This window comes from Brevibacillus parabrevis (assembly GCF_022701015.1).
In the GTDB taxonomy this organism is placed as follows: domain Bacteria; phylum Bacillota; class Bacilli; order Brevibacillales; family Brevibacillaceae; genus Brevibacillus; species Brevibacillus parabrevis.
On record NZ_CP064090.1, the window covers coordinates 2,831,710 to 2,857,144 of the forward strand.

Consider the following 25,435-nt stretch of genomic DNA (forward strand, 5'->3'; position numbering starts at 1 on the left):
CTTTTTGTAGAATATCTTCTTGATTCCCATTTGATTTGGCAAAAATGCCGATCACGAGAAGGAGAAAGTGCATGAAACGGCCAACCTATACCCTACCAAGTATTGTCAAAAAGGTGTTCCGGTCCGGCGAGCGCTCCCTCCCACGTACGGAGATTTGCTCCCGGATGGAAGTGAATGAGCTGACGGCTTTTTTGGATCTGGATAGCGCGACACTACTTGATAAAGTGTTGAAGATGGAGCAGTCGCCTGTACGGATTGCCAGCTCGGAGGCGATCGTGGAGATCACTTACCAGCCGCATCAGGTGTACGATTTGGCGCACCGCTTTTTGCGCGATACCCAAACGCCTAAAAAGCTGGAACAGATCGTCGCTGAGTTGCGCCGTCAGACGCAGTTTGGCTGGAATCAGATCCTTCGCATGTTGCAATTGGAACGCGACCCTCGCTTTGTTCAGTATCAAGGCGACGACCGATGGTTCCTGGCAGAGTGGACGCAGGCAAACGACCAAGTCTACGATTTTTGCCGGGATAACGGCATCACGCACGTAGCTGCCCGCTCGCTTGTCCATTTTCTGGAGCAAGAGGTGGGGATCGCCGGGGATGCCGCTTTTCTGCCCCTGCTGGATGACCGATTCCGGGTCGAGGGAGAAACGCTGTATATCATTGTTCGCAGTGAGGAAACCGATGAGGAGCTGGCTGCGGAAGAAATCGCAGCGGCGGACTCTTCTGAATCGATAGCCGTCATCGAGAATGAAACAGAGGAAGTTGCACCCGAAACAGCAAGCCCGTTGCATCAGGAACTGAAACAAGAAGAAACAATTTTTACCAAGGAGGAAACGAACATGACAAACGCTACGAATGTACGAGTGCTGGAGGAAGTACAACAATTGCTGCAAGAAGCAATCAGCCGCCTGGAAGGCCGCAATCAGGAGATGTCCCAGGAAGTCGTCGCGCATTTCCAACAAAGCAATATGCAAGCTATAGAAGTGCTGATGAAAGAGAAACATAAGCATGAGCAAATCGTACTTGGCATTCAGCAAGTACTGGCAACCAGTGAGCAACAATGAGTAAACTTGAGGCCATGATCCGGTTGGAACAGCGATTTGATTTGCTGCGCGACATCATCGCGAGTTATCGGATTCGCCTTCAAGACATGGAGCGGGAAGTGGTGGAACTTTTTGCCGCCAACCAGCTCTCTGCTATATCTACATGCATGAGCGAAAAGCAGCGCATCGTCCGCTTGATGAACCGTCTGGAGCTGTTTATTTCCCAGTGGGAAGGCAACGGCGATGTGGGAATCGCACATGAGCCAAAACGAGAACACTTGAACACATGATGGAAAATGCGGTAATATAGGGGGATTGTGTAGGATTCCCCGCGCATGCCGCGTGGGATGGAAAGGAGATCCAAACCCTCTATGTCAGTAGGAAGAAACGAACTGTGCCCGTGCGGGAGCGGAAAAAAATACAAGAAGTGCTGCGGAGTCGTTACACCGATTACCGAACTGCGCAGCCGTCATGAACAAAAATTGCAGAAAGAATATGCAGGCTGGGTCGAGCGTCTGAACCATTTCGTAGGTGGCAATGTCACCAGCGAGACCATTTCCGAAGCGCGCAGCCGTTTTGCAGCAGAAGTGGGCTTGACCGAAGAAGAAGTCACGCGTCCAGAGTGGGCTGCGCATTTCTTCAACTGGTGTGTCCTGGATGTGAGAACAGGCGGAAGCACGCTGCTGGAGAACTACATCAAGCAGCACGGCCGCCGGATGGAGCCTGACCTCCGTCGTGCTTTTGCAGGCTTGCATCTGAACGTATACGAGATCACGGAAGTAGACCGCGATGTCATGACGGTTCAACATCCGCTCACTTTGGAAAAGCATTACATTTTGCGTTCCAATAGCCTGAATGTCATGCCAGGCCAGATGATCGTCGGTCGCCTGTTGAACCTCGGCTTGCGCAACATGCTCTTTTCCGGCAGCATCATTTTGCAGCCGCATGTCAAAGAAAGCTTGCTGGAATGGCTGAATCAGCATCCGGAAGTGGAGCATGCGGCAGAAGACGCGGGCAAAAGAGTGTATACGACGGAGCTGTACCGTTTCATCGTTCAGTTCGGCGGGACAGAAACAGGCAGCGAACAGCCAGCATCTGGTCAAGGCACCTTGCTGCGCCGCACGTATGTGTTGCCCAATCGCGATCAGCTTTCCAAAGCGATCGAGGCCAATCCAGCTTTCGAGCTGAAAAAGTCCGATGGCGCCAAGGAAATCTGGGTATATGCGACACGCAAGGAAGAGCATCTGTTCCCGGCGCTGAAAGATGCGTTGCTTGAACTGTATGAAGTGCAGGCAGAGGCAATTTTGGAAGGCGACAAGCTGTATCTGGAAGGATACGCTTCGGAGCTGGAGGAAGTGGCGCAGCTGCTTTTGCTGCTCGCTTACGAAAAAGAGGAAGAGATTCGCGTCCTGACCTCGACTGGTTCCAGACTGTCCAAAGGAACCTTGTTCATTACGAGCCAGCCGACATTGCCGCCAAAAGTATTGCAATGGGCTGTGCAGACGTATTTTGCGGAAAAATGGCTGGTGAACCCGCAGGATGCGCTCGACGACCTGCCTCCTGTTTTGGTGGCGGCGTCAGACAGCAAAGAGCTTCACGCCAAGCTGGAAAGCCTCCTGGTGCAAATGGAACAGGATCACAAAGTAGGACAAGGCATTGCCCGTTTCATTCGGATGGACATGCTCCGTCCGCGCCTGAGCCTGTCCAATGCCAGCCTGCACGTGAACAACCTGCTCAACCGACCATTGATCGAAGGCTTGCCAGAAAGTGTGTACACCGTGCATCCTGACCGACTCGCTGACATCAATCGCTTCGTGCAAGAGATGACAGAAGGCAAGTCGGAAGCTACGGTCAAAAAATATGATGAGGTTATGAACAACTTCCGCTCTTTTGTCAGAGGCGCGTTTGGCCCTGCGTTTACCTGGGAGCAGCTGCGCAAGGAGGAGCTTGCTTATTTCCTCGTTCATGACATTTTTACCCGTGCAGATGCTGCGACGAAAACGTTGGCAACAAACCTGCTGTCTGTTCTGACCGCATTCTTCAAGTGGCTGGACAAGCAAGGAGCCAGTGCCTTGTACGCGAACATGCAGTCTTTGCTGGCAGAGCTGAAAGAGACGCTGCCAGAAGCATACCGTTTGCGTGGCGTACTGGAAAAGGAAGCCAATCAGAACTTGTACGGCAACACTTCCGCTCCGAAAGAAGTAGCAGAGGAAACGCTGCTCTTGCTGGATACAGCCGCAAACGGCTGGGTTGCCAAACGTCCTGATGGTGAAAAAATCACGTTGGCTATCGCTGCTGACGGAAAAGACGTGCTGGCGCCTGACTGGATGATTTCCGGCGTGTTTGGCAAAGGCGAGGATGGCAACTGGCGTCTGTACAGCACGCCTGAGCTGTATCCGCCAGCGATTGCCCATTTGCTGGGTGTGCCGACTGGCGTCTTGGTATAAAAACAAAACCCGAGGAATCGCTCCTCGGGTTTTTTCTTTTGACGCAAAAGCGTGCTGTTATTGCACCCACGATTGCAAGGTTTTGTCTTTCGGCAGCAAAAATCCGACCAGACCAATTAACGGGAGCACCGAGCAGAGGGTGATGACGAAGCCAAGGTCGAACATATCTGCCAGGTAGCCAAAAGCGAGAGCACCCATGCCGCCCATGCCGAAAGCCAAGCCAATAATCAAGCCGGACACGGTGCCGATTTTGCCTGGCAAAAGCTCCTGGGCATAAACAACGGTGACCGAAAAGCTGGACAGCATGATGAAGCCGCTTACGAGCAGAAGGGGAAAAGACCAGAAGCCGGAGACGTAAGGCGTCAGCAAGGTCAACGGCAACGCGCCGAGTGTCGAGAGAATCAGCAGATTGCGTTTTCCGAACCGATCCGACAGAGGGCCGCCAAAAAAGGTGCCGATGGCTCCGGCGAGCAGGAAGCCGAACACAACTAGCTGGGCGCTGGAATAATCCATATGTTTGACGTACATCAAGTAAAATTGATAAAAGCTCTGATAGCCCGCATTCATCCAGGAGCGGACGCTGACGATCAGGATGAGCAGCCACAAGGCGACGAGCCGCTGCTTTCGGTTCGTGTACGTCACGACCGCGGCAGCGGCTTTTTTCAGCCTTTGTTGACCGCGATACCACAGCGCCACGTAAAGCAGAACGCCGCTTGCCAAAACCGCCGGAAGCAAAAACCAGGCCGCTCCCGGCTGGCCGAGATTGGCGAAGACGAGAATCGTCATGAGCGGAGCAAGCGCTTGGCCTGCGTTTCCGCCGACCTGAAAAATCGATTGCCCCAAGCCGCGGCGCGGGCCGGATGCCTGATGCGCAAAACGGGACGCCTCCGGGTGAAAGACAGCGGAGCCGATACCGACACAGGCAACAGCGACGAGAACGAAGGAGTAGCTGCCTGCAAAAGCGAGAGCGAGCATCCCGAGCCCGGAGACGAGCAAGGCAAGCGGAGGCAGAAACGGCTGTGACTTGCGATCGGAGAAGTAACCGACAACAGGCTGCAAGACGGATGCAGTCAAGTTCATGACCAAAAGAATGAAGCCGACTTGTGTGAAGGTCAACGCCAGATTTTTTTCCACGATGGGAAGCAAGGCCGGAATGACCGCTTGCAAGCTGTCGTTCAGCAAATGAACGAGACTGATGGCAAACAGCATGCGATACACGGTAGGTGCTGCTGTTGTTGCCCCAGACGCTTGCAGCGGTGTCGATGTGGCACTCATGTCAGTTCATCTCCATTATTCAGAGTGGGAAAATCGTGCAGCTTCTTGTTCAGTGAGAAGTTGCCGTTGACTTTTTCTCACTGTAGCACGGATGGGCTGGAGGCGTCATCACTGTCTGGATGGAATATGCCGACGAGATATACGCTTCGTCTTCCACGATGAAGTTTTGGGATCGGTAGGTAAATGCAAATGCGTTGTCGAAAAGATGAAGGACGAGACCATGAGCAAAAGGCTGGGAGGAGTGCCGAAGTGCTGAAAGGGATTACCGAATACTGGCTATGCGTGGGTGGAGCCAATGTGGACGTGCAAGGAGTCACTTCTGCCAGATTGCTGCCTGGAACGAGCAATCCGGGGCATGTTCAGCAAGTGGCAGGCGGAGTAGCTCGTAATGTGGCAGAAAATCTGGGATGGCTTGGGGAAGAAGTACAGCTTTTTGCTCTTGTGGGAGAGGATGCTGACGGGGAATGGCTGCGGCAAGTGACGGCCAAAAGCGGAGTATCGACCCACGGGATGTTGCGGATTGCTGGTAAATCGACTGGCAGGTATTTGGCGATTCGCGATCTCGACGGAGAGCTGTACACAGCAGTGGCAGACATGGAAGTCAACGAGGCGTGGACAGAGGAGCTTGTCCGTCAGGCTATGGAGCGCCTGCCGCAAGCTGCCGGTCTGTTTATGGATGCAAACTTGCCCGTGCCGGTCATGCACGCCTTTTTGGAAGAGGCAAACAGGCTGGGAAAAATCGTTGCTGTCGATCCTGTCTCCGTGAAAAAGGCGGAAAAATGGCGGCCCTTTTTGCATGGGGTGCATGTGCTGATTGCGAGCATTGATGAGATAGAAATATTGTCCGGCCAATCGCTGCATTCCTTTAACGATGTGGAAGTATGCGCGAAACGATTGCTCGAACAAGGCGTGCGCCAGTTGATGATCAACTGCGGCGAAGCGGGCCTGTATTTGTGCCGGGAAGCCGAATCGATCTGGATCGCCGCTCCTCCTGCGCCGATTCGCGAAGCGGCATGCGACGCTTTTGCCGCGGGCATTCTTTTTGCGCAGCATCGGACGCCCCTGCTGCGGGAACAAGCGGCCTACGGAATGGCGCTTGCGGAAATGAGCCGCGACAAACATCGCCCTTACAATCTGGAACTGCTCATGCAGCGAAAACAGTCTTTTACTGGAAAAGAGATGCAAATTTTCGAGCGGGAATGAGGGTACATAGAACGGCGTACACTAATTGGGTATTTTGTCCCGAGGAGGAGTGTACATGGAAAAGAAGTCCAACGATGTGAACGGCAAGCAAGAAAGCCACGTGCGTCAAGGCGGCGATTCGCACCGCTCCAAGCAAAAGCAGCCAGATGGGCCAGTGCAAGGTTTTAGCCAGGCGCCAAAAGGTCTGCAATAAACAGCAAACCGATTGTGACCGCTTTGCCCAACGCAAGCGGTCACCTCTTTTTTCGGCAAAAAATGCCGGGACGTTTTTCACAGAAAAAAACTCCTCTATCGACAAAAACGGTAGGGGAGTTTTGCGTGAAAGGAACATTTTTCTACAAATGCAGACAATCCTATGGTACAATACCTGAATCAGATGATTACCAACAGAAGAAAATATTAGTTCATCTGGTTAAGTGGCACTGTTCCCAATTGTGCCTCCCTTTTCTTTTGTCAAAAAGCGTGCGCGAACAAGGAGATTGATACATATGCCAGAAACTGTTGCAAAAACACGCGCTTCTGCTCCGCGCAAGAAGAAGCAGCAGCCAACCCGTAGCCGGAAGCTGCGCAGATTCCTGACGATCTTCGCCTTGACGGTTCTGTTGCTGGTCGGCGGTGTCGCTGGAGCAATTTATTGGAAAATTGAAGACACTCTGGACGAAGTAACGAGCCCTGTAGAAAATGGTTTTACCTCTGAAGTATCCAAAAATGTGGACCCGGTCTATCATTCTGACAAGCCGATGTCCTTCGTCTTGCTCGGCTCCGATTCACGGCCAGAGACAGGCTCGATGAACACGGACGTGATGATTGTCGCGGTAGCCAACCCGGAGACGAAAAAAGTAACGATGGTCTCCATCCCGCGCGATACGCGTGTGAAAATTCCGGGATATCGCGATTATCACAAAATCAACTCGGTTTACGCCAACGGCGAGGCTGAGCGCAGACAGGCCGAGCGAAACAAGCAGACGCCGACAGAGGACGGAATTTCGCTCACGAAGAAAACATTGAACGAAATTTTGGGGATTCCCATCGAACATTACGTAGCGGTCGATTTTGATGGCTTCAAAGCTGTGATCGACGAGCTGGGCGGTGTCGAGGTCAATGTCGACCGCAAGCTCGTTTACGACGATCCGACTGACGATACGCACATCAACCTCAATCCTGGACTGCAGAAGCTGAATGGCGAGCAGGCGCTTGGTTATGTACGCCACCGCCACGACAATCGGGGAACCAAGTATTACTCCAGCGATTTCGACCGCAATCGACGCCAGCAGGAAGTGATTCGTGCCGTCGTTGACAAGGTAGGCTCCCTGGATGGATTGACCAAAGTTTTCAACATCATGGACGTAGGGAAAAAGCATATACATACGGACCTGTCCAAAGAACAAATTAAGGGACTCGCGTACGACTTCAAAGGATTTAGCGCTTCGACGCTGACGACGCTGGACAACGGCGCTTATTGGCAAGGCGGCTATACGTTCCTGGAAAAAGAGAAGCTCGATCTGATTCGCGATTCCTTGCAAGCGGAAATGGGCGTGTCCGGCAATGTAGTAGCAAAGCTGAACAACTCCCCGACATTGGGATCAGGGGAATCAACTGTGTCGGCATCGAGCAGCAACCGATCGACCAAAAAGAAAACGACGGAGTCGGCAGCTTCGGCCAAGCCGAAAGCAAGCGAAGAGACGAAAAAGTCGACGGAGCAGGAAGTCGCAGAGGGCGAGGAAAGCGTGACGGATGGAACGACTCCACCGCCAGATGTAGCGAATCCGGAACAGCAGGGCCAGACGACTACACCTGAGTCGCAGACGACAGTTCCGAATGGGACTGTCATCCAGCAGCCTCCTGCCGTTCCAGCAGGAAATAGCGGGACTACGGCACCACCTCCCGATATCGTTTCTCCGCCTGCAACCGGACAGGACGGCGGAGCACCAGCATCGAACCCGACAACGACTCCATCATAGCAAGCAGGCAAAGCACCCGTTTCTTGAAAAAGAGCGGGTGCTTTTTAATGAGGCTGGCAAAACGTTGCCAAGCCTTTTCTGTTTTCAATAGAACTTTTTTTATAAAAAATGAAACGAAAGGTTTAGAAAACACCAAATTCGTGGTACAATAATAATATGCTGATAAGACAGATTAATCAGAAAAATACTTACCTGACTGGAGGGATTTGGATGACGATTTTCTTGGTGAACCTGTTTCTGGTGATTGCCTTTGTGTACCTGATCAGCCGCCAACAAAATGAAGAGCTTGTGTACGATGAAGATTTTTTCCTCCAGAACCCCTCAGCGCTGGAAGAATATCAGCAAATGCCGATCGATTTCCAACACGCCTTTTTCCGCAAGCATAAAGAGTGGATCAAGGAAAAATATATGCGCGGGGAAAGCTACATTTTAGGCTATTGCCCAAACAAAGAAGTAAGACGCGCCTGGCTCTCTGAATTTATGAATCAAAAAAATATGAACAATACACCGACCCCTTCCTGAGCGAAGGGGTTTTTCGCGCACCGGGCAATCGTGCTATACTTCTAGCTGGATAGGGAATAACGCATTTACAGGAGGAACCATTTACCGTGCTGCAATTATTGGTAGAAAAACTAAATCAACTGCTGTCTACACGAGGGATGATTACGGATGTCGTTTTGCGTTCGGATCGCTCCTTGCTGGAAGACGAAGAAATGCGCGAGGTCATGATCACCTTCGCAAGCTCTTTTGAAGAGGAACAGCCGACGGCAACGATTCATCTTTTTTTGCTGGAAGACGAGCAGAGCTGCGAAGTTGAGGTAGAGATTCAATATCCGGGCAAACTCCAGGAAAAACAGGTTCAGGACTTGTGGGAGCAGGCGAGAGGGCGGGTAGCAGAATGCTCGGTTACCGAGAAACGCCGCTATACCGAGCCAGGCAAGCTGGTGGAGGCATCTGTACAGGTGGACTACCACTTTGTCGTGCAGACGCCAGAGCGTGCAGAGCAAGAGACCGCGCTGAACGAGACGCTGGAGCGGTTTGCAGCGGATTTGGGAGAGCTGGTCAAGCTGGGATAAGCCGGGACGAGCAAAGCGAAGCACAGGCCGGGAGGGACACCTCTCGGCTTTTTTTGCTTCCCGGTCTAGAAAGAAAGGCAAGCGGTTTGCTGCAAAGGCGGCAGGCGCTCCCCATGTTTTGTTTGTTTTGCGGAAACAGCGGGCAGGATTTGCGGGCAGAGATGCAGAATCGATTAAACAGAAAATGAATGAGCATTCATTCTTGTTTGAGGGGGTCCTATCATGAAGCTTGCAAATGTCCAACAGCCGATCCGGCTCGGAGCGATGACACTGCCGAATCGGATCATCATGGGCTCGATGCACGTCGGGCTGGAGAAGCTGCCGAACGGCGTAGAGCGCCTCGCAGATTTTTATGCGGAGCGAGCCAGCGGGGGAGCAGGATTGATCGTGACGGGAGGAGCGGCTGTGCTGCCGGAGGGTGGCATGGGTGAGGTCTACTGCAACGTGTTTCTCGATGAACATATCGAACAGCTCAGGATCATTACAGAAAAAGTGCACCAGCAAAAGGGCAAAATCGCGTTGCAACTGTTCCATGCGGGCCGCTACGCGTACAAAGAGGTGACAGGACTCGATCCGGTAGCTCCCTCGCCGTTGCAGGCGCCGATCAATCGCACACAGCCGCGGGAGCTGGACGAGGCTGGCATTGAACGGACGATTGCCGCTTTTGCCAGTGGTGCGGTGCGGGCGCAGAAAGCTGGTTTTGACGCTGTCGAAATCATGGGGTCGGAAGGGTATTTGATCAATCAGTTTCTCTCTCCTGTGACCAACCAGCGGCAGGATGAATGGGGAGGAGACTTTGGGCGGCGGACACGCTTTGGGGTGGAAGTAGCGAAGCGCGTGCGGGAAGCAGTTGGCCGTGATTTTCCTGTGTTGTTCCGAATGTCCGGGCTTGATCTGATTCCGGACAGCACCACGATCGAAGAGACGCTGCAATTCGCCCGGATGCTGGAGGAGGCTGGGGTTGACGCGCTCAATATCGGGATTGGCTGGCATGAATCGAAAGTGCCGACGATCTCCATGATGGTGCCGCGCGGAGCGTATGTGTGGGTCGCCCAGCAAGTCAAAGAGGCTGTCCACATCCCGGTCATCGCCAGCAACCGGATCAACGACATCCGTCACGCAGAAGAAATTTTGCAGGCTGGCCGCTGCGATCTCGTTTCGCTGGCCCGTCCGTTTTTGGCTGACCCGCAAATCGTCGCGAAAAGCGTTCAGGGACGTTTTGATGAAGTCAATACGTGCATCGCCTGTAACCAAGCTTGCCTCGATCATATTTTCGATGGCAAGGTCGCATCCTGTCTGGTCAACCCGATGGTCGGCAGAGAGGTGGAGTGGGCGTTGGCACAGGCAGCAGTCCGCAAAAAGGTCGCGGTCGTAGGCGCTGGCCCTGCCGGATTAGAAGCAGCCCGCGTGCTGGCTGAGCGGGGGCACGAGGTTGTTCTGTTCGAAAAACAGGAGCGCATCGGCGGGCAGCTGAACTACGCGCGACAAGTGCCAGGCAAGGCCGAATTTAACGAGACGTTGCGCTATTATCAGACGCAGCTGGTCAAGCTGGGGGTAGAAGTCAGGCTGGGCACGGAAGCGAGCGCGGACGAATTGGTGCGCGAAGGCTTTGCGGAAGTCGTCATCGCGACAGGCGTTGTTCCGCGCAGACCGGAGATTGCGGGCCAGGAGCTGCCGCACGTCGTCATGTACAATGAAGTGTTTGAGCACAAGGTGAAGGTCGCCAGCAAGGTCGTGATCGTGGGCGCAGGGGGAATTGCCTGTGACTTGTCCCACTTGCTCGTCCATGACGAGGTGATCTCACCGGAAGCAGCGGAGTATTTGCTCGCGTATCGGATTTTGGATGCGAAAGCTCTGCACAAGCTGCAAACAGGCAAAAGAAAGGTCTTCATGCTGCGCAGGGGCAAGCACGTCGGCACCGGGCTGGGCAAAACGACGCGCTGGGCGACTTTGGCCTATTTAAAGCAAAACGGCGTAGAGATGCTGACCGAGATCGAGTACAAGCGGATCGCCGAAGAAGGCGTGTACATTACCCGCAATGGCGAAGAGCAGGTCATCCCGGCTGATACGGTGATCATCGCGGCGGGAGCTACGCCGAATGATGCCTTGTATCACGCGCTTGCAGGACGCATTCCGGTGCATCTGATCGGCGGCGCAAAAGAGGCAGGGGAGCTGGACGCCAAGCGGGCGATTTTGGAAGGAGCACAGGTGGGAAGGGCGATTTGATGCCCTGCAAAAGTTTTTCTATTCCGAAAATACGTTGGATCGTGTATGATGAAAAAAGTATGTCGTCTTTTTAGAACTTTTGTCGAATCACTTTTCAACATACTTAAATTCTTGCACAATGGAAGCATACTGTTCAAATTCATTTGATTGGGGGCTTTCGCCTTGATGAACCATAACGGCATTCTATTAGGAAAGCGTTACTTCCTGTACTCCACTGCACCTGTAGCAGAAGTGGAGGGATGGACGTTTACGATTGCCCCGGGGTTTAAGATGATTGCAGGTGGTAGTGCTAACCCACTTCAGACACTTATCAGCGTTTACCGTGAAAATGAAAAGGTTGCTCAACTCGTGCTTCATCATAGACGTTCCGACTCAGATGTCACCGTGCAGGCCGTCTCCAGCGAGCTGCTGCTGGAAATCGCGCCAGCGACCAGAACTGTGAGTGTGGCAGAGAAGTTGTAAGGCACCCTGAGCAGGGTGCTTTTCGCTTTTTTCCCTCTACATAGATACAGGCGAGGAGGCCGAAGAATTTGACAGCAAACGAATGGCAAGTAGGCGAGCTGCAACTTACGTGGCTCAGAGGCGGTTTGACCCAGCTCGACGGGGGAGCGATGTTTGGCGTTGTTCCCAAGCCGTTGTGGAGCAAACGCTATCCGCCCAACGAAAGCAATCAGATTCCGCTTCGGGCAGACCCGATTTTGATTCAGGCGTATGGCAAACGCATTTTGATCGAATCCGGCATGGGGAACGATCGGCTGACAGAAAAGCAGAAGCGCAACTTCGGCCTCGTGGAAGAATCGCAAGTAAAAGAATCGCTGGCGGCAAAAGGCTTGACGCCTGCTGATATTGATATCATCATCATGACGCACATGCACTACGACCACGCAAATGGACTCGTATCCGTACAGGACGGGCAGCATGTCTCGACTTTTCCGAACGCCGTCATTTACGTGCAAGAGCAGGAATGGGCGGAAATGCGAGAGCCCAACATTCGTTCCCGCAATACATACTGGGAAGAAAACTGGCGCCCGATTGAAGCGCAAGTGCAAACATACGGCGACACGCTGGAGGTCGTTCCCGGCATTAGCTTGCATCACACGGGCGGCCACAGCCAGGGACATGCCATCGTCCGCATGGAAAGCGGCGGTCAACTGCTTTTGCATCTCGCAGACATCATGCCGACGCACACCCACCACAATCCGCTGTGGGTCATGGCGTACGACGACTACCCGATGACGTCGATTTTCGCCAAAGAAGAATGGATACTCGGCGGCATCCAGCAAGGCGCCTGGTTCACGTTTTATCACGACGCCGTCTACCGGGCGGTCAAGCTCAATGAAAAAGGCGAAATCATCGAGCACATCAAAATAGAAGCGTAAAGGCCGGGAGATCCCCGGCTTTTTTTTGCAAGTTAGCAGCTATCGAATTTTTGATAAGTCTCATAGAAATTTTTCATAATCCAAAAATTTTGAATGCTCATTGACGAACCATAGACTCCTCACTACAATAGGAACATCACAGAGCGTCTGTTCTGGTAGCAAGGCGCAAGCAGAACAGTTGTGGGGAGAAGAGAGCATGAGCTGGACTAAAAAACGTTTGCAGGAGTACCACCCGATCGTCTGGTCGCTGATTGTCGGGACTGTGTTTGTCAGGGCTGCTAGTTCGATGAGCATGCCGTTTTTGTTTTTATACTTGTCGAATCATACCGATATGGATTTGGCGATGATCGGTTTGACGATCGGAGCTGGCCCATTAGCCGGGACGATTGGCGGTTTTATTGCCGGGACGTTGTCGGACCGAATCGGACGCAGACGGGTCATGCTGGGGGCGTTGTACGTCTGGACGCTCGTCTTTATCGGCTTTGCGATCAGCAAAAACCCGTTGGTCTTGCTGTTCCTCAATATGGCTGGCGGGCTCTGTCGCTCGTTTTATGAGCCGGTCTCGCAGGCGCTGATGGCGGATGTGACGCCGCCGGAAAAACGGTTTCGCGTATTCGGCCTTCGCTATACGGCGATCAACGTAGGGGTAGCGGTCGGTCCGATTGCGGGCGCTGTGCTGGCGAAGACGTCCGTCGCGCTGCCTTTTATGATTACCGCGCTCATTTACTTGCTGTACGTCATCAGCTTGCAAAGATTGCTGAACAAGTTCGGGATCAAGCAAATCGAGGGGCAAAAGAAAGAGACGATTACTTTTGGCCGCGCCTTCAGCGTAGTCGTGAACGACAAGGCATTCCGCCTGTACATGATTGCCGGGGTGCTGGGAGCGGTCGGCTATTCGCAGATGTCCTCCACGCTCGCCAAGTTCACGGAGATGACAGTGGCGTCCGGTGCGGAGCTGTTCGCGATTCTCATGAGCATTAACGCAGTTGTCGTCGTGCTCATGCAGATGCCTTTGACTAGATGGGCAGAAAAAAAGACGCCCCTCACCGCAATTGTGGTCGGAAACGTCATGTATGCACTGGGCGATATCGGCTACGCGTTCGCTGGCTCCTGGGCGCTTTTCATCATCGCCATGGTGTTGTTTACGTTCGGTGAAATCTTGACCTTTACCGCAGGTGACGTCCTGATTGACCGCATGGCGCCGGAAGGAATGCGCGGCAGCTACTACGGTGCCAAAAGCTTCAGCAACCTCGGGCAGTTCATCGGTCCGTGGATGGGCGGCATGCTGCTCGGGCTTTACGGCGGGACGACGCTGTTCTTGACCGTAGCCGCCTTTTCCATGGTCAGCAGCGCCTTCCAGTGGGCAGGTCAGCGGGTGTACTTTGCCACGCACGGCAAATCGCTGAACGAGGCGCGGGCGGAATCACTCTAGCGCCTGCATGATCCGCTCGGCGATCCGCGAATACCCTTCCGTGTTCGGATGGAAATGATCGGTGTACAAGTACGACTGTTCCTTGCGCAAGAACATGTCATAAGTCGGGACGACGAATACTTGCGGGTAGCGGGCCGCGATTTGCGAGGCGGAGTTGTTCCAGTCCAGGACAGGTTGCACCGTATCCACAGCCGCTTCCGTATTGCCGAACGGGTTGTACAAAGAAGTGTAGACGATCGTCGCCTTTTTGTTCAGCGCACGAATTTGTCGAATGATCTCCTCATAGTTGGTCGTAAGCCTGTCAATGGCTGCGGCCACTTTTTCTTGTTCAATCGTGTAAAGTCCTCCGGTTTGCCTGAACAAGTCGTTGCCGCCGATGGTGAACAAGATCAGGTCGGCATCGGCAATCAGCGTTTTGACCTGTGCTTCGGACATTTGCTTGAGCAGGTCGGTCGACTCTTGTCCGTTAATCGCGAGGTTGGTAAACGTGATCGAGTGGCCCGCCTTTTTTTCCAACGCTTGCCGGACGAGCCCGACGTATCCTTGACCGTTTGCATCGCCGGCACCGCGTGTGAGCGAGTCACCGAGCGCGACGATTTTGCGGACGCCTTCAGCAGGCAAAGGCGCTGGCGTTTTCGCGGATTCGGCAGGGGATGTTCCTGTAGCCGGTGCCAGCTGCTGCGGGTTCATCGCCAGGACAAAGCCTGTAGCCAAGAGCAAAAAGGACAGAAATGACAGCAACCCTGCGGTCCGCCAGAGAAGTTTGCCGGATGTGCGCATCGGCTATCCTCCTATTCGATGTGAAGTGAACAGACATGGTATAATGTGGTTGGACATCTTATGCCAGTGTACCATAAACGCAGAGCTTGCGTCAGTCGCGGGCAGCGCAAACAAAGACAGGAGGGCGCACATTGGGCGATACGGTCCTCGCAGTATCAGGATTGCAAAAAACAATCGGCAAAAAGCAGATTATTCACGATATTACTTTTGAAGTGCTCGCCGGAGAAGTGTTTGGTTTTCTCGGGCCAAACGGAGCGGGCAAGACGACGACGATCCGCATGCTGGTCGGTCTGGCAAAAGCAGATGGCGGAGACATTCGCATCGGGGGAGTATCGCTGCGGGACAATTTCCCGGAAGCGATCGCGCAAGTTGGCTGCATCGTGGAAAATCCCGAGTTGTACAAATTTTTGACGGGAAGAGAAAACCTGGAGCAATTTGCCCGCATGAGCGGCGGGATTGCGCCGGAGCGGATAGAGGAGATCGTGCGCTTCGTCGATCTGGAACGGGCGATTGACGACAAGGTCAAGACGTACTCGCTCGGGATGAGACAGCGGCTGGGAATCGCGCAGGCGCTGTTGCACCGACCGAAAATCTTGATTCTCGACGAGCCGACAAACGGACTGGACCCGGCTGGCATCCGCGAAATGCGCCAGTTTATCCGGCGGCTTGCAGAGGAAGAGGGACTTGCTGTGTTCATTTCCAGCCATCTGCTCAGCGAGATCGAGATGATGTGCGATCGGGTAGCGATTATTAGCCAGGGGAAGGTTATTTCTGTTGGGCTGGTGACTGAGCTGATGGAGCAGTTTGCCGATCAGGTGGAATGGACCATCTCCGCTGCGCATATGCAAAAGGCAATGGACGTGCTGCGTAGGCATAAGGCTGTGACGGAGATTGCCGCGGTCGGAGAAGACCGATTGAAAACGCACATGGATATGGAACGGGTAGGAGAAGTCAACCAGGCGCTGGTTCAGGCAGGCGTTCCGGTCGTGGGAATTGCCACGAAAACGGTGACGCTCGAAGACTTGTTCCTGACGTTGACAGGAGGGGGAGAAAAATGAATCCAAGCATGCTGGGCCTCGTCCAAAATGAAACGGTCAAACTGCTGCGCCGCCGCCGCTTCCTCGTCGTCGTGCTGATTCTGGCGATCCTCATCCCGATTTTTACATACGCGCAGTATCGTTCCGTGATCACCACCCAGGAGCGCATGGGCACGACTGACTGGCGTCCGCTTTTGACCCAGCAAATCGTCGATATGCAAAACAGGCTTGCTTCCAGCCGCCTCCCGGACGAATGGCGCGACATCATTAAAATCCGCATTCAGCAACAGCAATATTATCTCGACCACGATATCAACCCGATGGCGCCTGGAGGTCCGACTTTTGCCCGCGGCTTTATGGATCAGACGATCTCCATGTTTTTGCCGATGATCATCGTCATTTTGGCAGTCGATATCGTCTCGGCGGAATTGAGCGAAGGGACGATCAAGCTGTTGTTGACCAGACCCGTTCGGCGCTGGAAGGTGTTGACCAGCAAGTACATCACTTTGCTGCTGTTTACGTCCTTGACCGTGGTGATGACGCTGTTTATGGCTTATTCGCTGTCAGGCTTCGTCTTTGGCTATTCCGGATGGGACTTGCCTGTGCTCACCGGCTTCGAAGTGGCAGGCGGAGAGTTGCAGACAGCAGGGGCGTTCATGTTGCCGCAGTGGCAGTTTTTGCTCATGCAGTACGGACTGGGCTGGTTCGTGTGCCTCGTAGTCGGAACGATCACGTTCATGGTTTCCGTGCTGATCCGCAGCGCCGCCGCCGGGATGGGAGTCATGATGGCGGCCCTGATCAGCGGCATGATCCTGACCCAGATGGCCTCTTCCTGGGAGTCGTCCAAATACTTGTTCGTCGTCAATTTGCAGTTGACCGATTATTTGAACGGCACACTGCCTCCGATCAAAGGAATGACGCTTCCGTTTTCCTTGACTGTGCTGAGTATATGGGCCGTAGCTGCTCTGATCGTAGCCTACACCGCCTTTATCCGCCGGGACGTCACTTCCTAATTTGGAAAAAAGCGCTACCTTTTTCCTTCTCGTTCGTATTTACTGAGAGGATCAGGAATGGCAACGAGAGGAGATTGACGAGAGAGTATGGACGTATTATGGAAATGCGGGACAGTCGCTTTGACAAGCATGCTTGAATTGTGGGGAGCGATTCCCATTGGATTTTTATTGCAGTTGCCGCCGTTTTTGACGGGGCTGTTCAGTGCCATTGGTGCAATAGCAAGCGCGGGCATCGTCATCTTTTTGGGCGGCTCCCTGCGAAGCTGGCTGATGAAACGGGTGGAGAAAAAGGGGAAAAACCAAGGACGAATGGGGCGCATTTGGGAGAAGTACGGCGTCATCGGACTTGGACTGGCCTCGCCACTGTTAACTGGCGCTCCGCTCGGTGCTGCGATCGGGATTTCGCTCGGCGCACCAGTCGGCAAGCTGATGTGGTGGATGTCGATCGGCATTGTTTTATGGAGCATCATCCTGACTGTAGCCGTTGCGTACGGCTTGCTTACGTTCCTCACACTGTAGAGGCCCACGAAGGCAACCGCTGCTTTTGGCTAGTGGAAATTTTGCATACGAAGATCAATAGATGAATAAGGAAAACATAGGAAAGCGGGGGATCATTCATGAGTGAGAAAAAGGAAGTGCTGGTGCCTGAACTGGAGGAGTTGCTGCACAAGTTTACCGAGTTGTTGACAGGCGAAGCGACGCCGGAGCGGATCGAGATGGTGAAAGTATGGTGTTTGTATACGACGATGGCAAAAGCAATGCCGCCGCTCATCCAGCATTGGGGCAGCGAGCCGGAGCATCAGGATGCCCGCAATCAGATCAGAGAGATTATCGAGCAAATCAAGCAGTGGAACCAGGCTAAAAATCAGACCCATTAATAAAAGAAGAAACGCCGCCTTTTGTGCTTCATGGCAAAAGGCGGCGTTTTTGGTGTGCAAAAACCTTATTCCGTCAGAGCGGCGTCGGCTAACCGAATCTCCAAGTATCGCATAGGAGCAAGCTCGCCCCGATAGCTCAGTTTTCCTGCTCGGATTAACTCCTGAATCCGTTGCAGCAAATACATGTCACCGATGCACTGCTCGCTGCGGCCCATCACCTCGCCAATGACGCGGCCGGCTTTCTGGAACGAACGGGTGGAGCACTGAAGCAGTGCCGCATCGTAGTAATCTTCCGGCACCGCTTGAACCAGCCCGTTTTCGATAATGCGCAGGCGGCTGGTGGAGTGCAGCCAATGAGCTTCCCAGTCATGCACCCATTCCTCGATTTGAGCGCTAGACAAGCTTGCTTTTGTCTCCCATGCACCATGGAGACGTTCCGAATAAATCTCGCCGACACTTCTGATCACATACGGAATGGTGTTGTTCTCTTCATCTGTGACGGTGTAGTGGATGCGCTGACTATAGGCGGACACATCCACGGCTTCGAAGCGGATTGATTTGGATTGGAGCATGGAGACGACGTAACGTATCCCGAGCTGATCGGAAGTGCACCGTCCGCCATGCCACAAAACAACCGTGCTGCCTGCGGGGATGTCGGCAGCGAACGTCCGGTCTTGCTGAAATTGTTGGGCGAACAGCTCCAAATCCTCCTGAAAGTCAGGTTCTGTTGCGACGAGCAAGTTTTTGAACCATTGCCAGCGTTGCTCCATTCCATCCTCGGTAGTCAAATGGGCAATCGGGCCGATCGAGAAGTCATCGCGAAGGCAAATGATCGAGCCTGGCAGTCTGGCTGCACGCAGAAATACGCGCAACGTCCCACACGCAGAATCGCCGAAGCCGATATGAAAAGTTTGCATATCTTTTCTCCTTTTCCTGTTTCTGAAAGGACAACCCTCTTGATTATAGCAGACAGTCGGAAGCGAACAGGGCAAAAGGAGAAGACGCGAAAGCTGTTTGTCTAATCGTTCAAGCTTTTTGCGAAGGAGCAGCCAGCACCTCTTTACGTCTCAGCATAGGCAGGACAAACAAAATGCTGACGGCAAACAACAGGCCCGCACCACCGAAAAGCAAGGGAAGGGAATACAGGCTTTTCAGCCATCCCGCGATGCTCATGGAGACGACCATCGTTCCCATAAACAGGGGAGTCAGGACGCCGTTTACCCGGCCGATATACGCTGCATCGCTCGTTTTCAGCAGAAGCGTGTTGATTCCGACGTGAATGCACGGGAAGAACAGACCGTTGATAAACTGGAAAAACATGACTGCCCACAATGCGGTAGACAGGCTGTTCCCGAAAGTCCCGATGGCGCTTATGAGCAGACCGGCAGCGATCAGCATTTGCGGCGAGACTTTTTTCGCGACATTCATGACGGCACCGCCACCGATCAGCATCGCGGCTCCGTTGACCATCATCAGCCATTGCAAATATTCCTTGGGGAGCCCGAGGCGTTCGACGACCAAAAAGACAAACAGCGGCTGAATCAAGCCAGATGCCAGCCCGATGCAAGTGAAGATCGCGCCGAGCGCGCGCAAGGAAGGTTTTGACCACACATAGCGGAACCCGGCTGCAAACTCGGCCCAGAAGCTTTCGCCAGTGTGATTTTTTTGCCCGTCCTCGTCGCGCGGGAGCTGGAACAAAACGACAGCGGAGAGGACAAAAGAGACGCCCATCACGCCAATGGCGGACGAGATCCCGAAAGATTGGTAGAGGAGAGTGCCGAGAGCCGGACCGATTACCATGAACACTGCCATCATCGTCTGAAACATCGCCATGGCAGGCTGCAATTCGTGTCCGGGAACGTGAAGCTTCAACAGTTTCATGCCAGAAGGCTGCGAGAACTGGGAGAGCGTCGCCGAGATCAAGGTGGCGAAAAAGACTGCCTTCCATGTGCCGAGCACGAGGGTGAGCAACACAGCGCCAACAGAGAGCGCACTAAGCAAGTCGCAGATGATCATCGTTTTTCTCGGGCGCCAGCGGTCCGCAAATGTCCCGCCGATGATGGAAAACAGAAAGATCGGGCCAAACTGCGCGACGGAAATCAGGGAAACGGCGTAAGGGTCGTTGTTCGTCTGATCCATGACAAACAAAAGAATCGCGAAGTTGCGAACCCAGACGCCGATTTGCAAAAGCGCTCCTGACAACAGGATGGTGCGAAAATACGTATTTTGAAACAGGGACGAGCGGGGAGGTGAAGCATTAGACATGTGGGTGCACTCCTTTTTAATAAACAAAAATTGTTTTTGTTTATGTTATAACAAACATTATACACATTAGTTTAAAGTGATCAATACCGTACTAAAACTTTTTCATCCCCCGACCCGGCCGCTCGAAGCCAGGCTTGGCAAATAAAAAAAGACACGAGCCTGATGGAACAGGTCGTGTCTTTGGAAAATCGTGTTTTCGTTAAGGCTTCCAGGTCAGTTGCTTGGAAGCTTCAATCAATTCGTCCAGCGAAACACCGTGGGCGGTTATCACTACGTACAGGGACTGATTATTGGACTGGGCGTTGAAATGGACCGCGTGCTCCGCGACCGCATTTTTCGCGTCCTTGTTGTCAAACGAGACGGCAATAGCTTGCTCGCCATTGACTGCAAACAGCTGAGTGGCGGAAAACGTTCCGGGAATCGACAAGCTGCGTTTGCCTTGTGTGTTCCGTACTACGTCGATCCGAATCCAGTCGTTGTTGCGCTTGTAATCAGCGGCCAGATGCGTTACTTTTTGGCTCGTTTCTGATTCGTATTGCACGGAAATCGAGCTTAGCGAAAAGCTGTTCGGGTTTTGGGCCAGCACGGGAACGGGCATATCGGACGCTTGTACGGCTGTATCTGTATCCGTAAAGGTCGACAGCGTGATCGGCTGTTTGGCTGCCATGGCCAACGACGGGCCGACGAGTCCGTTTTCGCTGTTCTCTTGCTCGGGCACGGCTGTCATTCCCATAGGCTGATCGGCCGTGATCGCGGGTGCCCCGCCTTTTTTCGCAGCCATCAGGGCGTTCTCGGCGACGTTTTCTTCGCTTGCCGCGTTTTCTTTGGCATTCACCGCAGGTACTTTGGCAGTCGGTTGACTTCGGGCAGCCGCAGCCCCCTGGTTTTCCGGCTGAGCGGTGCGCGCTTGCGGCGGCGCCGCTTTGCTTTGCTGCGTGTCGTCCAGCGCAACAAGGGCATTGGCGGCAGCTGGCGCGGCATCACCGTTCGGATTAACTGCTGCTGCCGCTTCTGTGGACGGAGTAGCCGCTTCGTTTTGCTTCGCCATTGGCTGACTGCCGCCCGCCGCACCTGTTGTCGCCTGGGCTGGTGCAGGAGGAGCGGCTGGAGCTGTCTCTTGCGCTTGCGTCGCAGTGCCGCTGTACGCCACGATTTGATTGCTTGCGTTTGCCTGATTGGCTTCCGGTTGGGCGGCTGTCTGCATCATCTGATCGTCCTGAAGCTGCTGATAGCTCAGGAAGCCCACTGCCAGGAGGACTGCTGCGGCGCTGACCCAGGCGAATGAAGGGAAGCCTTTGGGCCGACGCTTGCTGGTTGCTGGTGCTGCCGCTTGCTGTGGAAGCACAGCGACGGTTGCGGTGGCGGCATGAGGGGGCACACCTTGTCCTGCGTTCTGGTAGATGGCTTGCATAATCCGCTCTTCCAGGTTCGCTTGGGGTAGTGGAACCTCCTTCAAGAACTGCACCTCCTCTTCTGTTGTCATTTGCGTTTCAATCCATGCGATACACTCCTCACAAGTTTCTATATGAGAGAAAATATCGCTGTCTGTGTCATCTAGCCATGCTTTTCTAAATGCCTGGCAGTTCATGTACGAGTCCCCCTTCCTTGCGGGTTAACAATTTTGCGAGTTCTTGGCGAGCGCGCAAGTAGCGGACGCGTGCTGTAGACTCGGCGATGCCGAGAAGAGTTGCAATTTTTTCAAACGGATACTCATGCGTGCAACGCAGAACGATTACTTCCCGGTAAGTATCCGACAGCAAGGCGAATGCTTCCTGGATTTCCCTGCGCTGCTCCTTGTTCATGAGCGAATCCTGCGGAGATTCGTCTCGTGTATTGGACGGCACGTACGCCAATTGCTCGTCAGAGTCGTGAAACTTTCGGCGGCGCAAAAAATCGATACTCTTGTTGCGGGCAAGCGTATGTAACCAGGATGAAAACTGCGAGTCGCCTCGAAACGTAGACAGTTTTTCATACGCCTTGACGAACACTTCCTGAGTAAGATCTTCTGCATCAGCGCGATTGTTCACCATTTTGTAGATAAAAACGTAGATCATATGCTGATATCGCTGGATGAGGTCGCGATACCCTTCAATTTCGCCCTGAAGAATCCGCTGAATGATTTCGGCGTCGGATTGCATTGAATCTCCGGCCTCCCTTCCCTCTATGTGACGCTGGCTTCTGTCGAAACGTTTCAGACCAGCATCTCGTTTTCTATAATTTCGTATGGATAGCCTTGTTCTACGAGAAAAAGCTGACGATGGAGCGAAAACTCCTGCTCTCTCGTATCGCGTGTAACGAGTGTATAAAAGTGGGCAGTGTTGTTGTCCGTTTTCGGTCGCAAGATGCGTCCCAGGCGCTGTGCTTCTTCCTGACGGGAGCCGAACGTGCCGGAAATTTGAATCGCGACGTTGGCGTCCGGCAAATCGACGGCAAAATTGGCTACCTTGGAGACGATCAGGCGTGTGATTTCCCCTTTTTTAAATTGTTCGTACAGCGTCTCGCGCTCTTTTTCCGGGACTTTGCCCGTAATCAGCGGAAGCTGCAAGGCGGTTGCCATTTGCTCCAGTTGATCGACGTACTGGCCGATGATCAACACTCTGTCGCCCTCGTGGCGGTCGAGCAGCTTGCGGACCACTTCGAGCTTTTTCGGGTTTTCGGCAGCGATCCGGAACTTTTGCCGGGCGGTTGCATGTGCGTACGCTTCCCGCCATTTTGGCTCAAAAGGCAGCCTGATTTCGCGGCAACGCGCTTCCGCAATCCAGCCAGCTTCCTCCATCGCTTTCCAGGGAACCTCGTACTTTTTCGGGCCGATCAACGTAAAGACGTCTTCTTCCCGGCCGTCTTCCCTGACGAGCGTGGCGGTCAACCCGAGTCGGCGTGTAGCCTGGATGCCGGAAGTAACACGAAAGACAGGTGCAGGCAGCAAATGCACCTCATCGTAAATAATAAGCCCCCAGTCACGCTCTGAAAAGAGTTTCATATGAGGAAATTCATCCAGAGAGGTGGGGCGGTATGTGAGAATTTGATAAGTTGCCACAGTTATCGGCTTTACTTCCTTGTGATCTCCGGTGTATTCGCCAACAAGATCGGGGTCCAGTTCGGTTTTGTCCAGCAGCTCGGAAATCCACTGGCGCACGGAGGTCGTATTCGTCGTCAAAATAAGGGTAGCGGTCTGCAATTGCGCAATCGCGCCAATGCCGATGACCGTTTTCCCGGCTCCACAGGGCAGGACGAGCACGCCGCTGCCACCCGTAACCGCGCCGCCCAAGTGAAAAGCATCGACAGCGTCTTTTTGATAGGAGCGCAAAGCAAACGGCTTGCCCGACGCACTGGTCTGCCGCAAGCTGACCGGACAGGCTTCTCCTTGCGAATACCCCGCCAAATCCTGCACAGGCAGTCCAAGCTTGATCAGCTCCTGCTTGATCAGCCCGCGTGCGTAGCTTTTGAGTGTATAGCCTTCTTCGAACAAGGCCGCGATCGATTTGTATCCGGTCAGCTCTGTGAGAACAAGAGGATCGTCACTATTTAATACGAGATCATCCCCGTGACGTTCCAACCGAATCAGCCCGTATTTGCGCATCGTTTCTTCTATTTCTTTGACGAGCGTTGGCGGCACGCCGTATTTGCTGTATGCGCCAAGCACTCCTGTTACTTCATTCGGGGAAAGTCCGCTGGCTGCCGCATTCCACAGCGACAACGGGGTAATCCGGTATGTATGGATGTACTCCGGACTTTTCAGCAATTCGCAAAAACCGCTGATGGCCTGTCTTGCCTCCGCAAACAACGGATGTTGTGTTTCCAATAATACAGTGCGATCGCTTTGGACGATCATCGGCAAGTCTGGACGATAAGACAAAAGATTCACCTCGTTACAAACGGCATATGAATCAGCACTATGGTATCACAATCCGGAAAAGAAAGAAAAACAGACAGGTAACATTTGCGATAGGATGGGAAACAATATCCCAAAGCAATGGTCGGAAAGGGAGGCGGGGAGAATGGGAATGTGGGGAAGCTTGTTTAACTTGGGTTTGGTCTTGATCCTCGTTTTCCTCAACGGCTTCTTCGTTGCAACCGAGTTTGCCGTGGTGAAAGTGAGGGAGTCGCGCATTGCCCAGCTCGTGGCAGAAGGCAACAAACGGGCGGAGAACGTGGAGCAAGTCATCCACAATTTGGATGCTTATTTGTCTGCCTGCCAATTGGGCATCACTCTCGCCTCGCTCGGACTCGGCTGGCTTGGCGAGCCTGCTGTGGCTCACTTGCTGCATCCGGTATTTCGCTACTTCCAGCTGAACGAGACGCTGGTGAGCAGCATTTCCTTTATTATTGCGTTTTCCGTGATCACTTTTTTGCATATCGTGCTGGGCGAACTGGCTCCGAAGACACTTGCGATTCAGCGCACCGAAATGGTCGTGCTCGCTGTCAGTCGGCCGATCCAGCTGTTTCACAAAGTCATGTATCCGTTTATCGCTTTGCTGAACTGGTCGGCAAGCCGCATCCTCGCCTTGTTCCACATTTCCATGGAGCCGCATCAGGAGGCGCATACAGAAGAAGAAATCCGTATTCTGGTCAACGAAAGTCACAAAAGCGGCCTGATCGACCAGACAGAGCTGATGCTGGTAGACAACATTTTTGATTTTTCCGAGACGATGGCGCGGGAGATTATGGTTCCGCGAACCGATATGGTTGTGCTCAACGTGCGCGATCCGTTTGACGAAAATGTCCGCCTCGTGCAAAACGGCCGATTCACCCGCTATCCGGTCGTCGATGGCGACAAGGATCACGTCGTGGGGAGTTTGCACATCAAAGACATGCTGACAGGGCTTTTGGAAGGCGAGCACAGCGATCTGAAAACGTTGATGCGCCCGGTTTTGACGGTTCCCGAGACGATCTCGATCAGCCGTCTGCTGACGATGCTGCAAAAACAGCGCGGGCAAATGGCGATCATCATCGATGAGTACGGGGGCACGGCTGGCTTGGTGACGCTTGAAGATATTATGGAAGAAATCGTCGGCGATATCCAGGATGAATTTGACGACGAGCGTCCGGAAGTAGAAAAGAACGACGGCATGCTGTCGCTTGACGGCAGAATGCTTTTGGAGGAAGTGGGCGACTACCTGGACCTCGATTTGGAATCCAGCGAGGTCGATACGCTGGCCGGGTGGATTTACATGCAAATCGACCATCCGCCCCGCGTAGGCGACCGGGTGCGGGAGGGCAAGTTCGAGTTTGTGGTGGGGGAAGTCGATCACTACCGGATTACCAGGGTTCTCGTGAAAAAAATGCCAAATGCAGAGGAAGAAACCGGAACGGAAGATTGATGAAAAAAGCTTTTCAGGACGCAATAATATGCTATAATGGGACACAAGTTGCACAAATGCAAGATGCCTTGTTACCAGAGGGTGATCAGGCACAGAGAG

Annotated in this window: 24 protein-coding genes; 17 read left to right on the forward strand and 7 right to left on the reverse strand. The window is 53.4% G+C overall.

What is annotated here, in order from left to right:
- Nucleotides 1-71: 71 nt before the first annotated feature.
- The 3 genes from IRJ17_RS13495 to IRJ17_RS13505 all read left to right on the forward strand — a co-directional run bounded on the left by IRJ17_RS13495 (nucleotide 72) and on the right by IRJ17_RS13505 (nucleotide 3,490).
- Complete coding sequence (locus tag IRJ17_RS13495) at nucleotides 72-1,064, forward strand: hypothetical protein (protein ID WP_242775000.1); 993 nt, start codon at nucleotides 72-74, stop codon at nucleotides 1,062-1,064.
- Nucleotides 1,061-1,333 (forward strand): hypothetical protein, encoded by a 273-nt coding sequence (locus IRJ17_RS13500; RefSeq protein ID WP_063230068.1) that lies wholly within the window; start codon nucleotides 1,061-1,063, stop codon nucleotides 1,331-1,333. The genes IRJ17_RS13495 and IRJ17_RS13500 overlap by 4 nt, the downstream gene beginning before the upstream one ends.
- 81 nt (nucleotides 1,334-1,414) lie before the next feature.
- Nucleotides 1,415-3,490 (forward strand): YecA family protein, encoded by a 2,076-nt coding sequence (locus IRJ17_RS13505; protein WP_173597791.1) that lies wholly within the window; start codon nucleotides 1,415-1,417, stop codon nucleotides 3,488-3,490.
- Nucleotides 3,491-3,547: 57 nt separating this feature from the next.
- On the opposite strand, the gene IRJ17_RS13510 is transcribed toward IRJ17_RS13505, so the two are convergent.
- Nucleotides 3,548-4,765 carry an MFS transporter gene (locus tag IRJ17_RS13510; protein WP_122964797.1) on the reverse strand — a complete coding sequence of 406 codons (1,218 nt, stop codon included), beginning with the start codon at nucleotides 4,763-4,765 and terminating at the stop codon, nucleotides 3,548-3,550.
- A gap of 249 nt (nucleotides 4,766-5,014) precedes the next feature.
- Between IRJ17_RS13510 and IRJ17_RS13515 the strand changes: the two genes are divergently transcribed.
- The 9 genes from IRJ17_RS13515 (at nucleotide 5,015) to IRJ17_RS13555 (ending at nucleotide 14,042) form a co-directional block, all read left to right on the forward strand.
- On the forward strand, nucleotides 5,015-5,968 hold the full coding sequence (locus IRJ17_RS13515; RefSeq protein WP_122964798.1) for a carbohydrate kinase family protein: 954 nt from the start codon (nucleotides 5,015-5,017) through the stop codon (nucleotides 5,966-5,968).
- A 55-nt stretch (nucleotides 5,969-6,023) separates the two neighbouring features.
- Nucleotides 6,024-6,161: a hypothetical protein gene (locus tag IRJ17_RS13520; protein ID WP_167470311.1), complete on the forward strand. Its 138-nt coding sequence runs from the start codon at nucleotides 6,024-6,026 to the stop codon at nucleotides 6,159-6,161.
- A 295-nt stretch (nucleotides 6,162-6,456) separates the two neighbouring features.
- Complete coding sequence (locus IRJ17_RS13525; RefSeq protein ID WP_122964799.1) at nucleotides 6,457-7,929, forward strand: LCP family protein; 1,473 nt, start codon at nucleotides 6,457-6,459, stop codon at nucleotides 7,927-7,929.
- A 210-nt stretch (nucleotides 7,930-8,139) separates the two neighbouring features.
- Complete coding sequence (locus IRJ17_RS13530) at nucleotides 8,140-8,451, forward strand: hypothetical protein (protein ID WP_005828950.1); 312 nt, start codon at nucleotides 8,140-8,142, stop codon at nucleotides 8,449-8,451.
- Between the two features lie 86 nt (nucleotides 8,452-8,537).
- Nucleotides 8,538-9,005 carry a hypothetical protein gene (locus tag IRJ17_RS13535; RefSeq protein WP_173597789.1) on the forward strand — a complete coding sequence of 156 codons (468 nt, stop codon included), beginning with the start codon at nucleotides 8,538-8,540 and terminating at the stop codon, nucleotides 9,003-9,005.
- Nucleotides 9,006-9,227: 222 nt separating this feature from the next.
- Nucleotides 9,228-11,231 carry an NADPH-dependent 2,4-dienoyl-CoA reductase gene (locus IRJ17_RS13540; RefSeq protein ID WP_242775002.1) on the forward strand — a complete coding sequence of 668 codons (2,004 nt, stop codon included), beginning with the start codon at nucleotides 9,228-9,230 and terminating at the stop codon, nucleotides 11,229-11,231.
- 165 nt (nucleotides 11,232-11,396) lie between these two features.
- Nucleotides 11,397-11,693 (forward strand): hypothetical protein, encoded by a 297-nt coding sequence (locus tag IRJ17_RS13545; protein ID WP_122964802.1) that lies wholly within the window; start codon nucleotides 11,397-11,399, stop codon nucleotides 11,691-11,693.
- A 68-nt stretch (nucleotides 11,694-11,761) separates the two neighbouring features.
- Nucleotides 11,762-12,610, forward strand: coding sequence for a YtnP family quorum-quenching lactonase (locus IRJ17_RS13550; RefSeq protein WP_122964803.1), 849 nt, complete (start codon nucleotides 11,762-11,764; stop codon nucleotides 12,608-12,610).
- 196 nt (nucleotides 12,611-12,806) lie between these two features.
- Complete coding sequence (locus IRJ17_RS13555; RefSeq protein ID WP_122964804.1) at nucleotides 12,807-14,042, forward strand: MDR family MFS transporter; 1,236 nt, start codon at nucleotides 12,807-12,809, stop codon at nucleotides 14,040-14,042.
- Here IRJ17_RS13555 and IRJ17_RS13560 read toward each other — a convergent pair.
- A complete protein-coding gene (locus IRJ17_RS13560) occupies nucleotides 14,034-14,822 on the reverse strand; it encodes a GDSL-type esterase/lipase family protein (protein ID WP_122964805.1) in 789 nt (262 codons plus the stop codon). The genes IRJ17_RS13555 and IRJ17_RS13560 overlap by 9 nt on opposite strands.
- A gap of 131 nt (nucleotides 14,823-14,953) precedes the next feature.
- Between IRJ17_RS13560 and IRJ17_RS13565 the strand changes: the two genes are divergently transcribed.
- The 4 genes from IRJ17_RS13565 (at nucleotide 14,954) to IRJ17_RS13580 (ending at nucleotide 17,750) form a co-directional block, all read left to right on the forward strand.
- Nucleotides 14,954-15,880, forward strand: a complete 927-nt coding sequence (locus IRJ17_RS13565) for an ABC transporter ATP-binding protein (RefSeq protein WP_173597787.1) — start codon at nucleotides 14,954-14,956, stop codon at nucleotides 15,878-15,880.
- A complete protein-coding gene (locus tag IRJ17_RS13570) occupies nucleotides 15,877-16,872 on the forward strand; it encodes an ABC transporter permease (RefSeq protein ID WP_217023087.1) in 996 nt (331 codons plus the stop codon). The genes IRJ17_RS13565 and IRJ17_RS13570 overlap by 4 nt, the downstream gene beginning before the upstream one ends.
- An 87-nt stretch (nucleotides 16,873-16,959) precedes the next feature.
- Nucleotides 16,960-17,391 carry a small multi-drug export protein gene (locus tag IRJ17_RS13575; protein ID WP_217023085.1) on the forward strand — a complete coding sequence of 144 codons (432 nt, stop codon included), beginning with the start codon at nucleotides 16,960-16,962 and terminating at the stop codon, nucleotides 17,389-17,391.
- Nucleotides 17,392-17,489: 98 nt separating this feature from the next.
- Complete coding sequence (locus tag IRJ17_RS13580; protein ID WP_063230083.1) at nucleotides 17,490-17,750, forward strand: DUF2573 family protein; 261 nt, start codon at nucleotides 17,490-17,492, stop codon at nucleotides 17,748-17,750.
- A 65-nt stretch (nucleotides 17,751-17,815) separates the two neighbouring features.
- On the opposite strand, the gene IRJ17_RS13585 is transcribed toward IRJ17_RS13580, so the two are convergent.
- The 5 genes from IRJ17_RS13585 to IRJ17_RS13605 all read right to left on the reverse strand — a co-directional run bounded on the left by IRJ17_RS13585 (nucleotide 17,816) and on the right by IRJ17_RS13605 (nucleotide 23,871).
- Nucleotides 17,816-18,667, reverse strand: coding sequence for a DUF1835 domain-containing protein (locus tag IRJ17_RS13585; RefSeq protein WP_242775005.1), 852 nt, complete (start codon nucleotides 18,665-18,667; stop codon nucleotides 17,816-17,818).
- A gap of 109 nt (nucleotides 18,668-18,776) precedes the next feature.
- Nucleotides 18,777-20,015, reverse strand: coding sequence for an MFS transporter (locus IRJ17_RS13590; protein ID WP_242775008.1), 1,239 nt, complete (start codon nucleotides 20,013-20,015; stop codon nucleotides 18,777-18,779).
- A gap of 199 nt (nucleotides 20,016-20,214) precedes the next feature.
- The gene (locus tag IRJ17_RS13595; RefSeq protein WP_341276028.1) at nucleotides 20,215-21,480 is read right to left on the reverse strand and encodes a hypothetical protein; all 1,266 of its coding nucleotides are present in this window, start codon (nucleotides 21,478-21,480) and stop codon (nucleotides 20,215-20,217) included.
- 103 nt (nucleotides 21,481-21,583) lie between these two features.
- Nucleotides 21,584-22,153 (reverse strand): RNA polymerase sigma factor, encoded by a 570-nt coding sequence (locus IRJ17_RS13600; protein WP_063230087.1) that lies wholly within the window; start codon nucleotides 22,151-22,153, stop codon nucleotides 21,584-21,586.
- A 53-nt stretch (nucleotides 22,154-22,206) separates the two neighbouring features.
- Nucleotides 22,207-23,871: a DNA repair helicase XPB gene (locus IRJ17_RS13605; protein ID WP_173597782.1), complete on the reverse strand. Its 1,665-nt coding sequence runs from the start codon at nucleotides 23,869-23,871 to the stop codon at nucleotides 22,207-22,209.
- Between the two features lie 142 nt (nucleotides 23,872-24,013).
- On the opposite strand from IRJ17_RS13605, the gene IRJ17_RS13610 reads away from it, so the two are divergent.
- The gene (locus tag IRJ17_RS13610; protein ID WP_122964813.1) at nucleotides 24,014-25,336 is read left to right on the forward strand and encodes a hemolysin family protein; all 1,323 of its coding nucleotides are present in this window, start codon (nucleotides 24,014-24,016) and stop codon (nucleotides 25,334-25,336) included.
- The last annotated feature ends 99 nt before the right edge of the window (nucleotides 25,337-25,435 follow it).